The 12128-nt window shown below is 65.2% G+C and carries 14 protein-coding genes; 6 read left to right on the forward strand and 8 right to left on the reverse strand.

Annotated features, from left to right (window positions below):
- The first annotated feature begins 163 nt into the window (after window positions 1–163).
- Window positions 164–1849: a methyl-accepting chemotaxis protein gene (locus JQ627_RS21395; RefSeq protein WP_212486123.1), complete on the forward strand. Its 1686-nt coding sequence runs from the start codon at window positions 164–166 to the stop codon at window positions 1847–1849.
- A 107-nt stretch (window positions 1850–1956) separates the two neighbouring features.
- Here JQ627_RS21395 and JQ627_RS21400 read toward each other — a convergent pair whose 3' ends face one another.
- Together JQ627_RS21400 and JQ627_RS21405 are read right to left on the reverse strand one after the other, a co-directional pair.
- Window positions 1957–2934, reverse strand: coding sequence for a tripartite tricarboxylate transporter substrate binding protein (locus JQ627_RS21400; protein WP_212486124.1), 978 nt, complete (start codon window positions 2932–2934; stop codon window positions 1957–1959).
- Between the two features lie 97 nt (window positions 2935–3031).
- A complete protein-coding gene (locus JQ627_RS21405; RefSeq protein WP_212486125.1) occupies window positions 3032–3967 on the reverse strand; it encodes a DMT family transporter in 936 nt (311 codons plus the stop codon).
- 105 nt (window positions 3968–4072) lie between these two features.
- Here JQ627_RS21405 and JQ627_RS21410 point away from each other — a divergent pair, with 105 nt between their 5' ends.
- Window positions 4073–4462: a DUF1330 domain-containing protein gene (locus tag JQ627_RS21410; protein ID WP_212486174.1), complete on the forward strand. Its 390-nt coding sequence runs from the start codon at window positions 4073–4075 to the stop codon at window positions 4460–4462.
- A 182-nt stretch (window positions 4463–4644) separates the two neighbouring features.
- Here the strand turns inward: JQ627_RS21410 and JQ627_RS21415 are convergent, their stop codons facing one another.
- Window positions 4645–5577, reverse strand: a complete 933-nt coding sequence (locus JQ627_RS21415) for a DMT family transporter (protein ID WP_212486126.1) — start codon at window positions 5575–5577, stop codon at window positions 4645–4647.
- A 365-nt stretch (window positions 5578–5942) separates the two neighbouring features.
- Here JQ627_RS21415 and JQ627_RS21420 point away from each other — a divergent pair, with 365 nt between their 5' ends.
- Together JQ627_RS21420 and JQ627_RS21425 are read left to right on the forward strand one after the other, a co-directional pair.
- Complete coding sequence (locus tag JQ627_RS21420; protein ID WP_212486127.1) at window positions 5943–7235, forward strand: adenylosuccinate synthase; 1293 nt, start codon at window positions 5943–5945, stop codon at window positions 7233–7235.
- A gap of 37 nt (window positions 7236–7272) precedes the next feature.
- The gene (locus JQ627_RS21425; RefSeq protein ID WP_212486128.1) at window positions 7273–8910 is read left to right on the forward strand and encodes a hypothetical protein; all 1638 of its coding nucleotides are present in this window, start codon (window positions 7273–7275) and stop codon (window positions 8908–8910) included.
- 130 nt (window positions 8911–9040) lie between these two features.
- Here the strand turns inward: JQ627_RS21425 and JQ627_RS21430 are convergent, their stop codons facing one another.
- The 3 genes from JQ627_RS21430 to JQ627_RS21440 form a co-directional block, all read right to left on the reverse strand.
- Complete coding sequence (locus tag JQ627_RS21430; RefSeq protein WP_249143240.1) at window positions 9041–9307, reverse strand: hypothetical protein; 267 nt, start codon at window positions 9305–9307, stop codon at window positions 9041–9043.
- 259 nt (window positions 9308–9566) lie between these two features.
- Window positions 9567–9797: a hypothetical protein gene (locus JQ627_RS21435; protein ID WP_094893564.1), complete on the reverse strand. Its 231-nt coding sequence runs from the start codon at window positions 9795–9797 to the stop codon at window positions 9567–9569.
- A gap of 37 nt (window positions 9798–9834) precedes the next feature.
- The gene (locus tag JQ627_RS21440; protein ID WP_212486130.1) at window positions 9835–10080 is read right to left on the reverse strand and encodes a hypothetical protein; all 246 of its coding nucleotides are present in this window, start codon (window positions 10078–10080) and stop codon (window positions 9835–9837) included.
- Window positions 10081–10233: 153 nt separating this feature from the next.
- On the opposite strand from JQ627_RS21440, the gene JQ627_RS21445 reads away from it, so the two are divergent.
- The gene (locus JQ627_RS21445) at window positions 10234–10659 is read left to right on the forward strand and encodes a DUF5413 family protein (protein ID WP_212486131.1); all 426 of its coding nucleotides are present in this window, start codon (window positions 10234–10236) and stop codon (window positions 10657–10659) included.
- A 61-nt stretch (window positions 10660–10720) separates the two neighbouring features.
- Window positions 10721–11263 (forward strand): DUF4112 domain-containing protein, encoded by a 543-nt coding sequence (locus JQ627_RS21450; protein WP_212486132.1) that lies wholly within the window; start codon window positions 10721–10723, stop codon window positions 11261–11263.
- Between the two features lie 121 nt (window positions 11264–11384).
- On the opposite strand, the gene JQ627_RS21455 is transcribed toward JQ627_RS21450, so the two are convergent.
- Together JQ627_RS21455 and JQ627_RS21460 are read right to left on the reverse strand one after the other, a co-directional pair.
- Window positions 11385–11675, reverse strand: a complete 291-nt coding sequence (locus JQ627_RS21455; RefSeq protein WP_212486133.1) for a hypothetical protein — start codon at window positions 11673–11675, stop codon at window positions 11385–11387.
- Window positions 11676–11887: 212 nt separating this feature from the next.
- The gene (locus tag JQ627_RS21460; protein WP_212486134.1) at window positions 11888–12052 is read right to left on the reverse strand and encodes a DUF3309 family protein; all 165 of its coding nucleotides are present in this window, start codon (window positions 12050–12052) and stop codon (window positions 11888–11890) included.
- Window positions 12053–12128: the final 76 nt, after the last annotated feature.

The following is a 12128-nucleotide window of genomic DNA, read 5'->3' on the forward strand; positions in this document are numbered from 1 at the left end:
TTCCCGGTTGCTGTCGCCAAGATAAATTGCCGGATTTGGCGCCATCGTCCGGGCTTCTACGGAGGCACGTAAGTAACTTGCTAAGGGGTCGCACACTAAAACTTGATTCAATTTCGATCGATTCACTCGCGTGCCCGTATTCCTTTTTCTCCGGAGCCATCCCGTGAAGTTGAGCAATCTGAAGATCGCCTCCAAGCTCGGTATTCTTGTCGGCGTCACCTTGTTGGGTCTGTGCATCTCCGGTCTTCTCGCCGGTTATCTGATGAAGCGCGAGATGGTGAATGCGCGCATCGACCAGGCGAAGTCGATCGTCGACCTCGGCCGCAACTACGCCGCGGCGCTGAAGAAGCGCGTCGATGCCGGCGAACTGACCAAGGACGCGGCGCTGGCCGACCTTCGCCGCTACGGCAACGCGATGACCTACGACAACGGCTCGGGCTATCTGTTCGGCACGTCCTATGACGGCATCACCCAGCTCGCGCCCGATCCGAAGCAGATCGGCACCAACCGCATGGATGTCGTGACCAACGGCCGCAAGCTGTCCGTCGAGCTGATGGAGGGCGTCAAGGCCAACGGCTCCATCCTGCTGTACTATGAATATGTGAAGCCCGGCCAGGAGACCCCGATCCGCAAGATCGGTTACGCAGTCGCCGTTCCCGGCTTCGACATGTATCTCGGCACCGGCGCCTATCTCGACGACATCGACGCCAAGATGGGCCCGGTGTTCTGGTCGCTCGGCCTCGCCATGCTCGGCATCGTCATCGTCGCCGGCGGCGTCGCCTGGATGATCGGCCGCAGCATCAGCCGCCCGCTCGCCCTGCTCGGGACCCGCATGAAGGATCTCGCCGATGGCAAGCTCGAGGGTGAGATTCCCGGCGTCGGCCGCGGTGACGAGGTCGGCGCGATGGCTGCCACCGTCCAGATCTTCAAGGACAACGCGGTCCGCATCCGCGACCTCGAGAAGACCGAGGCGGCTGCGAAGGAGCGCGCCGCGGCGGAACGCCGCAGCGCGATGGAAGGCATCGCCAACGACTTCGAACGCAGTGTCAACGGCATCGTCCGCTCGGTCTCCTCGGCCGCCGCCGGCATGCAGTCGACGGCGCAGTCGATGACCGCGACCGCGAGCGACGCCTCGTCGCGTGCCGCGACCGTCGGTGCGGCCTCGTCGAAGGCCTCGGGCAATGTCGGCACGGTTGCCGCCGCCGCCGAAGAGCTGTCGAGCTCGGTTGCGGAAATCTCCCGCCAGGTCACCCGTTCGACCGAGGTCGCGAGCCGCGCCGTCAGCGACGCCGAACGCACCAACGCCACCGTGCAGGTGCTCTCGACCGGCGCCGAGAAGATCGGCGAGGTCGTCAAGCTGATCCACTCGATCGCGGCGCAGACCAACCTGCTCGCGCTCAACGCCACCATCGAGGCGGCGCGCGCCGGCGAGTCCGGTCGCGGCTTCGCGGTCGTCGCCTCCGAGGTCAAGGCGCTGGCGAACCAGACCGCGAAGGCGACCGAGGAAATCTCCGCGCAAGTGGCGGCGATGCAGACCTCGACCAGCGACGCGGTCACGGCGATCTCCGGCATCACCCAGACCATCGCCGAGATGAGCGAGATCACTGCCGGCATTTCCGCCTCGATCGAGCAGCAGGGCGAGGCGACCCGCGAGATCGCCCGCAACATCCAGTCGGTCGCGGCCGGTTCGAGCGAGATCAACGCCCATATCGGCAGCGTCACCTCGGCCGCCGAAGCGACCGGCTCTGCTGCCACCGACGTGCTCACCAACGCCCGCGAGCTGGACAATCAGTCCGGCGCGCTGCGCAGCGCGGTCGACGGCTTCCTCGCCAAGGTCCGCGCCGCGTAAAGCCGAACGCACGGAATTCGTAGGGTGGGCAAAGGCGCGCAAGCGACGTGCCCACCTTTTTTTGAGTCCGTGGTGATGGATGGTGGGCACGCTTCGCTTTGCCGACCCTACTGCTTCTCGATCTTCGCGTTCGTGATCAGCTTCTCCCACAGCACCAGCTGCTCGTTCACGAAGGTGCCGAGCTGCTCCGGCGTGCCGGAGAACGCATCCATGCCGAGCGTGGCGAGCTGGGCCTTGATCTCCGGCTTCTCGACGATCTTCCTGATCTCGGCGTTCAGTCTGGTCACGATCTCCTTGGGCATGCCGGCGGGGCCGAAATAGCCCTGCCACGACGAGATGTCGAAATCGGGCACGCCGGCTTCCTGCATCGAGGGCAGGTTCGGCACCAGCGGCGAGCGGTCCTTGGTGGTGACGGCGAGCGCGCGCAACGCGTTGCCGTTGACGTGGGGAAGGCCGGTCAGGATGTCCACGAACATCATCGAGACGCGCCCACCCATGACGTCATTGAGCGCCGGCGGCGAGCTCTTGTAGGGCACGTGCAGGAGGTCGAGCCCGGCATTGTGCGCAAAGGTCGCGCCCGACACGATCGCCGAGGACGAGCCCGAAGCGTAGCTCAGCTTGCCCGGATTGGCCTTGCCGTAGGCGACGAGCTCGCCGACGGTCTTGGCCGGCACCTCCGGATGAATCACCAGCATGAAGGGCAGGTCGCCGGTCCGCGCGATCGGGGTGAAATCCTTGACGGGATCGTAGGTCAGGCTCTTGAGCAGATAGGGATTGGCCGAATGCGTGGTGTTGGTCGTCACCAGCAGCGTGTAGCCGTCGGGGGCGGCGCGCGCGACATAGGTCGCGGCGATCATGCCGTTGGCGCCCGCCTTGTTCTCGATCACGATACCGACGCCGAGCGCCTGCGACAAATGCTGCGAGATCAGCCGTGTCGTGGTGTCGGTGCCGCTGCCGGCCGCGAATGGCAGCACCAGCGTGATGTTGCGGCTAGGATAATTGTCGGCCTGCGCGGCAGATGCGGCGGCGAGGCACAGCGCGGCGGTGCCGATCGTGCGCAGGTTTCGAAGCAGCCCTGAAAGCATGTGTGGTCGTTCCCTCTTTTTCGTTGGCGGGGAACCTAGCCGGTCCACTTCAAAATCGGAAGACGGCAGGCGGGCACAGCGCGCCCGCGCCGCGGAATTATTTCACCGCGGAACCCTGGCGTGAGGCGATCACGACGCCGGCGAGCACGAGCGCATAGCCGATCAAATGAAACGGCTGGAGCTTCTCGCCGAGCAGGATGATCGCCATCGCCGAGCCGAACACCGGCACCAGATGGAAGAACGGCGCGGCGCGGTTCGGGCCGATCAGCGCGACGCCGCGGTTGAAGAACAGATAGGCGAGCGTCGAGGGGAAGATCAGGATGTAGCCGAGCGTTGCCAGCGTCACGGTGTCGAACTGCATGACATTGCCGCTCCAGGCTTCCCAGATCGCGGTGGGCAGCAGCATCATCGCGCCGCAGCAGGTGGTGAAGGAGAGAAAGGAGAGCTGATGAACTTTCGGCCGTCGCGGGATGAACGCGGAGTAGATTCCGAACGCCACCAGCGAGGAGGCGAACATGATATCGCCCCTGTTGAAGCTGATGCTCGCCAGCGCTGCGAGATCGCCGCGCAGGATGATGACGAGCACGCCGAGCAGCGAGATCGCGATGCCGGCGAGCTGTCCGCCGGTCAGCCGCACGCCGAACAGCACCAGCGACCACAGCGCGACGAACAGCGGTCCGGCCGACTGGATCAGCAGCGCGTTCAGCGCCTCCGTGTATTGCAGCGCCCAGTACGAGATCGCGTTGTTGAACGCAAAGCCGACCAGCGACAGGAACAGCATCAGCGGCAGGCTCTTGCGCAAATTCGGCCAGTCGCGCTTGAGATGCGGCCAGGCGAATGGCAACAAGATCAGGAACACCCCGAACCAGCGGATCGTCGTCACCGTCAGCGGCGGCACATGCGCGCCGACATGGCGCGCGAGCACGATGTTGCCGGCCCAGAACAGCGAGCTCAGGCTGAGCAGCAGATAAGGCTGGTTGTTGAGCCAACTGGCCGGATTCGAGGCCTTTGGCGCGGGCGAAGCAATCGTCATTGGCGTTGGATGCGACCTTGCGCCGGATTCTTGTTGTGACACAAGTCTCGCAGCCGCAAGGCTACAATGCAGGCATGGCTTGGGGAGGTGTCATTGGCGGTTAATATGTTGAACATCGAGGGCCTGGAGCGGCTCGATGCAAATGCGCCGGTCGTGATGCTGAACCTGATGCGTTTTCACGCGCACTCGCGCGATGGCGACGGTTCGGGCTGGGACGCATATCTTCGTTACAGTGCGATCACGGTGCCCATGATCAGGGCACGCGGCGGCACGCTGCTCTGGACCGGCGAAGCGAAGGCAGTCGCACTCGGCCCGCATGATGGCAACGACTGGGATTTCGTCGCGCTGGTCTATTACCCGACGGTTGCGGCTTTCATCGACATGATGACGTCGGAGGCTTACGAGACGCAGGCCGACCCGCATCGCGTCAACGGCTGCGCCGAGCACGTGATCATTGCCACGCGCGAGGCGTACAGCAAGTTCAGGATGAAGTAGTTGCCGTCTGTCGAGCGGCGGCTCTTCCCCTCTCCCCTTGTGGGAGAGGGTGGCTCGCCGCGTAGCGGCGAGACGGGTGAGGGGTCTCTTTCCGCGAGTCCGCCTCTCGATTTGAGTCTGCGGAAGCAACCTCTCATCCGGCGCTTCGCGCCACCTTCTCCCACAAGGGGAGAAGGAAGAAGCTACGTCGTCTGCTTTCTTGACGCCACGAACACGCCGGCCAGCACCAGCGCGAAGCCGATGAAGTGGAACGCCTGCGGGTGTTCGCCGAGGAACGCCATCGCCATGATCGAGCCGAACACCGGCACGACGTGGAAGAACGGCGCGGCGCGGTTGGCGCCGATCAGGCGCACACCGCGATTGAAGCAGAGATAGGCGAGTGTCGACGGGAACACCGCGACATAGAACAGGGTCAGCAAATTCGGCCCGTCGAGCTTCATCACCGGGCGCGCGGACAGCTCCCAGATCTCCAGCGGAATGAGACAGGCCGCGCCGGCGCCGAAGGTGAAGGCGAGGAACGACAGGCCGTGCATCGGCGGCCGCTTCAGGGTCAGCACCGAATACAGCGCGAAGATGATCAGCGCGACGATGAAGATGAGATCGCCCTTGTTGAACGCGATGTTCGACAGCGTGGTGAAATCGCCATGCAGAAGGATCGTCAGCACGCCGCACATCGAGAGAGCCACGCCGAACGCCTGTGCCGCGGTGAGGCGGACGCCGAGGATGGCCAGCGACCACAGCGCCACGACCAGCGGCGCGGCCGACTGGAGCAGCAGCGTGTTGAGCGCCTGGGTATGCTCCAGCGCCCAATATTGCAGTGTGTTGAAGGCGCCGATCCCGGTGATCGACAGCACGATCATCAGGCCGAGCCTGCTGCGGATCGCGGGCCAGTCCTGGGCGAGATGTTTCCGAGCGAACGGCAGCACCAGCAGGAAGGCGAAGGTCCAGCGCAGGAACGACAGCGTCACCGGCGGGATGTGGCCGGCGGCGAGCCGCCCGACAATGGCGTTGCCGGCCCAGCACATCGCGGTGATGCTGAGCAGCAGGTAAGGCTGGTTGGCGATCCAGTTGTGACCCGATGATTCGGAGCCCGTGGTCTGGCCGGTGGCGGACATTGTGATTGTTATGGCCCCGCGGAGGTGCGCCGAAGCCCCGGCCCGGCGAGGTCGGGCCGGCTGACAGCCCGGCATGCCCAAAGACACGGAAATCGAGCCTGCATCAACGGGGGGCGGATGCATCGCGACCATGCAGTGGCAGATCAGCACTCACGCTTTGGTCGAAGCTTACCGAGCTGCCCTGGAAGGCTTCTGGATTTTCCGGGGATATCAAAGGCTTAAATAGCCTCTTGAGCCCCGAAAAAGCCCCGTTCTTGCTTGCCTAGAGAGGCTGCTTCCTTTATCCGGTTGGCTGCCTCGCGTGTGAACGGCTCCGGCCGTCAGCTGGGCTGGCGCATCTAAAATCTTCAGAGGATTACCCGCGAATGGCCAACGTTGTCGTCGTCGGAGCCCAGTGGGGCGACGAAGGAAAGGGCAAGATCGTCGACTGGTTGTCGGAACAGGCCGACATCGTCGCGCGCTTCCAGGGCGGCCACAACGCCGGCCATACGCTGGTCATCAATGGCGAGACCTACAAGCTCGCGCTGTTGCCCTCAGGCGTGCTGCGCCCGTCGAAACTGGCGGTGATCGGCAATGGCGTCGTGTTCGATGCGCAAGCCTTCCTTGACGAGGTCGCCAAGCTGCGCGGACAGGGCGTGGCCGTCGGCCCGGAGAACCTGCGCGTCGCAGAGAATGTCACGCTGATCCTGCCGTTGCACCGCGAGCTCGACGCTCTGCGCGAGTCTTCCAACTCGGCGACTGCGATCGGCACCACACGTCGCGGCATCGGGCCGGCTTATGAGGACAAGGTCGGCCGTCGTGCCATCCGCCTGATGGACCTCGCCGACCTCGACACCCTGCCGCACAAGATCGACCGGTTGCTTGCTCACCACAATGCGTTGCGCCGCGGCCTGAACCTGCCCGAGTTCGACGGCAAGGACATCCTGAAGGAGCTGAGCGCGCTGGCGCCGCAGCTGCTGCCCTATGCCGAGACCGTGTGGCGGTTGCTCGACACCGAGCGGCGCGCGGGCAAGCGGATCCTGTTCGAGGGCGCGCAGGGCGCGCTGCTCGATGTCGACCACGGCACCTACCCTTACGTCACCTCCTCGAACACGGTGGCGGCGCAGGCCGCGACTGGCACGGGCATCGGTCCGGGCGGGGTCGGTTATGTGCTCGGTATCTGCAAGGCCTATACGACCCGGGTCGGCCAGGGCCCGTTCCCGACCGAGCTTCTGAATGAGATCGGCGAGGAGATCGGCCGCCGGGGCCGCGAGTTCGGGGTCAATACCGGCCGCAAGCGCCGCTGCGGCTGGTTCGACGCCGTGCTGGTCCGCCAGACCGTGCGGACCTGCGGCATCAACGGCCTGGCGTTGACCAAGCTGGACATCCTCGACGGTTTCGATTCGATCGAGGTCTGCACCGGTTATAAGCTCGACGGCAAGGAGATCGACCATTTCCCGGCCGGCGAGGGCGCCCAGGCCCGGGTCGAGCCGATCTACGAGACCATCGAGGGCTGGAAGGAGCCGACCGCCAATGCGCGGTCCTGGGCCGATCTGCCGGCCCAGGCCATTAAATATGTCCGCCGGATCGAGGAATTGGTTGGGTGCCCGGTCGCACTGCTTTCCACCAGCCCCGAACGCGAGGATACTATCCTGGTGCAAAATCCGTTTGAGGCTTAACGAAATCTTACCGGGACGCGCGTATAGTTGAGTTGAAATGGCTGATTACTATCCGCTGATCGCCCGCGCTATTGCCGCCCTGGACCCCAATGCTCCCGGCGAAAGCCGTCGCGCGCTCTATGAGCGGGCGCGCACGGCCCTGATTGCGCAGCTCCGTAGCGTGCAGCCGCCGCTATCCGAGTCCGAGATCACCCGCGAACGGTTGGCGCTGGAAGAGGCCGTTCGCAAGGTCGAATCGGAGGCCGCCCAGCGCGCCCGGGAGGCCTCGCGCCCCGGTGGCGGTGCCCGCAGCGGCGGCAGCGGTGACGCCTTCCGCCGGGCCAGCACCCGCGCCGCCGAGGGTAACCCGCCCCCGTCTCAGCCGACCGCCCCGCGCACCCGTCCGGCTCCTCCGCCGCCGCGTGCCGACCGCCCGTCCTTCAACGTCGATGATGACCAGGGCGAGGCCCCGCGTGCGCCGCGGGCCCCGCGTTTCGACGCGCCGCGCCAGCCGGGTCCCCCGGCAGCGCCGCCGATGCCGGAGCCGCCGGCTGCTCCGCCGGCCGGACGTGATCGCCCGCCCGGGCGCCGTCCGCCCGACGTCGGCCCGCCACCACCCGTGCCGCCGGCGCCGGGCGTGCGGGGTTTTCGCGACATCACCGCCGACGTGAACGATCTCGGCGGCGCTGCCGCGCAGGCCAACCGCGCCGCGCGCCGCACCTACGCCAATGTGCCCTCGCCCTCGCCGGAGTTTGACCGGCTGGAGCCGAGCCTGGAAAATCGCGCCGGCGAGCAGGACGCGCCCTATTCCTACGACGAGTCGATCGAGGAGGCCGAGCGCTACACGCCGCAGCCGCCATCCTCGCGGCCGGGGTCGGGGCGCCCGCACATCCCCGTCCTCGACCGTGATGCCAAGAAGGCCACGCGTGGCTCCGTTTTTCCGTTCAAGAGCGCGATCGCCGTCGGCATCGTGCTGATCCTGGTCGGCGCCGGCATCCTCTGGGGCAAGCCCCTGGTCCAGATCGTGAGCGGCCTGTTCAAGTCCTCGCCGACCCAGGTGGTGGAGGCGCCGAAGGACCCGGCCCAGCCGCAGAGCAAGCCCAAGATTCCGGATCGCGTCGGCCAGCCCTCGGCCAGCGACCAGCCGGTCGCGCCGGTGGCGCAGAAGGTCGTGCTCTATGACGAGGATCCGTCCGACCCGAAGGGCAAGCAATATGTCGGCTCGGTGGTGTGGCGGCTCGAGCCGATCAAGGCCTCGGGCAACCAGAAGGCCGACGTCGCCGTGCGCGCCGACATCGAGATCCCCGACCGCAAGTTCAAGATGACGATGTCGTTCCGCCGCAACACCGATTCGTCGCTGCCGGCGAGCCACACCGCGGAGTTGACCTTCATCCTGCCGCCGGATTTTCCGGGCGGCGGCGTCGCCAACGTGCCGGGCATCCTGATGAAGTCGAACGAGCAGGCGCGCGGCACGCCGCTCGCGGGTCTCGCGGTCAAGGTCACCGACGGCTTCTTCCTGGTCGGCCTCTCCAACGTCGACGCCGACCGCGCTCGCAACGTCCAGCTCCTGAAGGAGCGCTCATGGTTCGACGTGCCGCTGGTCTACGCCAACCAGCGCCGCGCCATCATCGCCATCGAGAAGGGCGCCCCTGGCGAGCGCGCCTTCAACGACGCATTCGCGCAGTGGGGCGACTAGGGCTCCTCTCTTCCTGTCGAGGGAGATCGTCATGCCCGGGGCTTGTCCCGGGCATCCACGGTCTTCGTGCCGCGGTCTAAGGCGTGGATGGCCGGGACAAGCCCGGCCATGACGCCAAGGATGGCCGACGTTATTGCGCCGCGGCCTCCCGCTTGCGCGCGGCCGCGTGCTCGCGGTCCATCACGGCGCGGCAGCCGGGGCTGACCTGCGCCTTGTTCCGCACCATGCAGGCCCTGATCCTGGAGATGTCGGGAATCTCACTGGAGCACAGCCGCATCGCATCACCCGTGCACATCTGCTGTGCTTCGGACGAGAAGGCGAGGCCGGGCGATGTCTGGAGTGCGATGGCGGTGGTCGCGAAAGCGAAGAGCGAAACGATGGTCGTGTAGCGTGTCATGACGAATGCGTCCCCGAGTTCCGTGGTTTGAACCACTTGGTTTTGGGGCGCCGCACGCGGCTTGATCTGCCGCATGTCACAGCCTTCACGCCGGGAACCCTAGTCCCGCATGTGGTCGCTCGATCTCTCGTGATGTTCGAATCGAAAAGTGCTGCGCCGCCCGATTCGAGTATGCGCCATTGTCACGCGGCTGCAATGGTGCGCTCGAATGAATTCGCAGTTGTTGCGTGTACGTCACGCAACAAAATGCGGCGCGAGATCAGATCAACCGATCAGACGATGCGCTTGCTTGTTCCACGTCGCTCGCGCCGAGTGCTGCGGCGTGTTCCTCGACGGCAGTGACGCCCTTCGCAGTGAGCTCGAACAGATCGCCATCCTTCATCACATAGCCGTCGGCGATCAGCTCGCCGATCTTGCCGTGCCTGTCGTCGGCAAAGGCGACCGACTGGCTGATGTCCCGCAGGATCGAGAGCTGTTCGTCGCGCAACATGGCTTCCCTCTCCGTGCGCCGGGGGTCGCTCCCGGCCTTACATGCCGTGGCTCTGAAATACCTTGCTGCAGGCCTTCGACAGCCTGGCCCGATTGGCTTGCAGGCATCCCTGCACCGCGCTGTCATTGCCGAGCTCCTTGCGGCAGAAGCGCGAGGCGTCACGCGAGCAGGCGTTCTGTTCCTGCGGCGTACCCATGTGGCCTTGCGCGAGAGCAGGCGCGGTCGACATGCCGCTCAGGGTTGTCAGGACGAGCGTCGCCATAAGGATGGATTTCCGGGACATCGACACAACTCCCAATCTGACTGCCGGTATGAATTTCAGTCCTGTCTGAACTCGTCGCATTGCCGCTTGTTCCCCTCAGGAAGGGGCAGGCGCCCCCGCTATTCAAGGTTCCCGCGTCGCTGCTATAACAGCGGGGAAGAATGAGGATACTCGATGAAACGCTATCTGGTGTTTGCGCTGGTCGGTCCGTTCGTCGGCGGGTTCCTGCTCCTGCTGACGACGACCTATCAGTCCGGTTACTGGGCCCAGACCAGTCTCAGCGAGGTCGGAAAGCTGTTCGCGGTGTTCTTCAAATCCCTGCAATACAGTTATTTGTTCGGCTTCCTGCCCTCGCTGATGATCGGTGCGGTCGACGACATCCTGGTCCACGTCCGCCGGATCGGCCCGGTACTGCGGATGCTGGTGGTCGGCCTGTTCGCCTTCGTGCTGGCGTCGCTGACCTACAGCTCGCGCGGGCCGGATTCGGGCGCGGTGCAGTTCATCCTGTACGGCCTGGTCGGATTCGTGCCGGCGGTGATTTCATCCTGGCTCGTACATAGATATGTCGAGGAGCCGCAGGCGGCTGCGGCACCGACCTGAACGCGCGACGTTCGGGCGCGGCGCGGCAACTTCCGCCACGCCAGCGCGTTCCCTAAAGGCCATGACGATGTCCGATGACGATATTCTTGCTCCGCACAGACCCCGTTCCGGTGCCCGCTCGGGCGGGAGTTTTTCGGGCACCAAAGCGCGCGGCCCGATCATCGACCAGGACGGCCATGAGATCCGTCCCGAAACACTGGAGCAGGGGTTTAGCGAGTTTCGCTTCGAGTTCGGCCAGGGAAACCCGTTCGGCGATCTGACGCGGGAGCAGCGGGTCGCGCGGATCGAGGCCATCGCAAAGCTGCTCGATGTCGCCTTCATCCTGCCCGGCACGAATATCCGCTACGGCATCGACGGGCTGATCGGGCTGATCCCGGTCGTCGGCGACATCATCACCACCGCGATCTCGCTGTGGCTGGTGCGCGAGGCCCGCGCGCTGGGCGCGCCGTGGTACCTCACCGCGCGCATGCTCGGCAACGTCGCGGTCGACGGCGTGGTCGGCATGGTGCCGTTCGCGGGTGATGCCTTCGACGTCATGTTCCGCGCCAACATGCGCAACGTCCGCCTGCTCCGCCGCTGGCTCGACAAGCAGCCGCGCATTTGAAGCTTGCGCAGTTCTTCGCCTTTTCCCGCAAGCGGGGAGAGGCGAGGACTCCCCAAACGCAAAAAGCGCGACGGCGTTTCAGCCATCGCGCCTTCAGCGCACATCGGAGGCTTGCGAAAGCTTATGCCGCGTCCGCGTCGGTGGTCGTCTCGACCGGCTTGGGACGGCGGGGCAGCGGGAAGGCTTCGCTCTCATAGAGCGAGCGGATGCCGTTCTGGTCGAAGCGCGCTTCCTCGACCTGGAGATAGGCGCCGTTCAGCGAATCCGTCGGCAACTGCTCCATCGCGAACTGCACGGCTTCGGCGGCGGTGCCGAACCGGCGATAGGTAAAGCCCGCACGCTTCTTCTTGCGGATCGCGGCGGGGAAGAGTTCGGCAGAGGTGTTGAAGTTGAACGGACGCAGTGGACGCATGGTCAAAGACCTCGTGATCTTGTCTGGGGCTTTAAGCGCGTGGGGTTTTGGAAGGCAGGGACCACGATCGGGTGGGCCCGCTGCACATCATTTTCGCCCACTAATATAGGCCGATTTGACAGAAATGCGACCCCTGCGATGGGAGATGATGAATCCGCGCATGGCAGCTCCGCGGACGCTGGAAATCAAGCAATTTCAATGATTTATTTGGTTTACAGTTTGCCAAGAAGCAGCAGCACGATGAGCACCACCAGTACCACGCCGCCGATCCCCATGCCGGAATGGCCCATGCCATAGCCATAGCCGCCGATCCGGCCGGACATGCCACCGATGAGATAGATGATCACCAGGATGATCAGGATGGTCCCAAGCGTCATGGATTCCTCCCTGGCGGCCGCCGGACTGCGCGCATCGGCCGCACCGCCAGGAGAGAAAAGCACATCGCGCCGCCGG

It is taken from the genome of Bradyrhizobium liaoningense (assembly GCF_018130785.1).
GTDB classification, from domain to species: domain Bacteria; phylum Pseudomonadota; class Alphaproteobacteria; order Rhizobiales; family Xanthobacteraceae; genus Bradyrhizobium; species Bradyrhizobium liaoningense_A.

Excerpts from the sequence above, each read along its gene's own strand:
- JQ627_RS21400 (WP_212486124.1), bottom strand. The coding sequence starts at position 2,934 with ATGCTTTCAGGGCTGCTTCGAAACCTGCGCACGATCGGCACCGCCGCG.
- JQ627_RS21405 (WP_212486125.1), bottom strand. The coding sequence starts at position 3,967 with ATGACGATTGCTTCGCCCGCGCCAAAGGCCTCGAATCCGGCCAGTTGG.
- JQ627_RS21410 (WP_212486174.1), top strand. The coding sequence starts at position 4,073 with ATGTTGAACATCGAGGGCCTGGAGCGGCTCGATGCAAATGCGCCGGTC.
- JQ627_RS21415 (WP_212486126.1), bottom strand. The coding sequence starts at position 5,577 with ATGTCCGCCACCGGCCAGACCACGGGCTCCGAATCATCGGGTCACAAC.
- JQ627_RS21420 (WP_212486127.1), top strand. The coding sequence starts at position 5,943 with ATGGCCAACGTTGTCGTCGTCGGAGCCCAGTGGGGCGACGAAGGAAAG.
- JQ627_RS21425 (WP_212486128.1), top strand. The coding sequence starts at position 7,273 with ATGGCTGATTACTATCCGCTGATCGCCCGCGCTATTGCCGCCCTGGAC.
- JQ627_RS21430 (WP_249143240.1), bottom strand. The coding sequence starts at position 9,307 with ATGACACGCTACACGACCATCGTTTCGCTCTTCGCTTTCGCGACCACC.
- JQ627_RS21435 (WP_094893564.1), bottom strand. The coding sequence starts at position 9,797 with ATGTTGCGCGACGAACAGCTCTCGATCCTGCGGGACATCAGCCAGTCG.
- JQ627_RS21440 (WP_212486130.1), bottom strand. The coding sequence starts at position 10,080 with ATGTCCCGGAAATCCATCCTTATGGCGACGCTCGTCCTGACAACCCTG.
- JQ627_RS21445 (WP_212486131.1), top strand. The coding sequence starts at position 10,234 with ATGAAACGCTATCTGGTGTTTGCGCTGGTCGGTCCGTTCGTCGGCGGG.
- JQ627_RS21450 (WP_212486132.1), top strand. The coding sequence starts at position 10,721 with ATGACGATGTCCGATGACGATATTCTTGCTCCGCACAGACCCCGTTCC.
- JQ627_RS21455 (WP_212486133.1), bottom strand. The coding sequence starts at position 11,675 with ATGCGTCCACTGCGTCCGTTCAACTTCAACACCTCTGCCGAACTCTTC.
- JQ627_RS21460 (WP_212486134.1), bottom strand. The coding sequence starts at position 12,052 with ATGACGCTTGGGACCATCCTGATCATCCTGGTGATCATCTATCTCATC.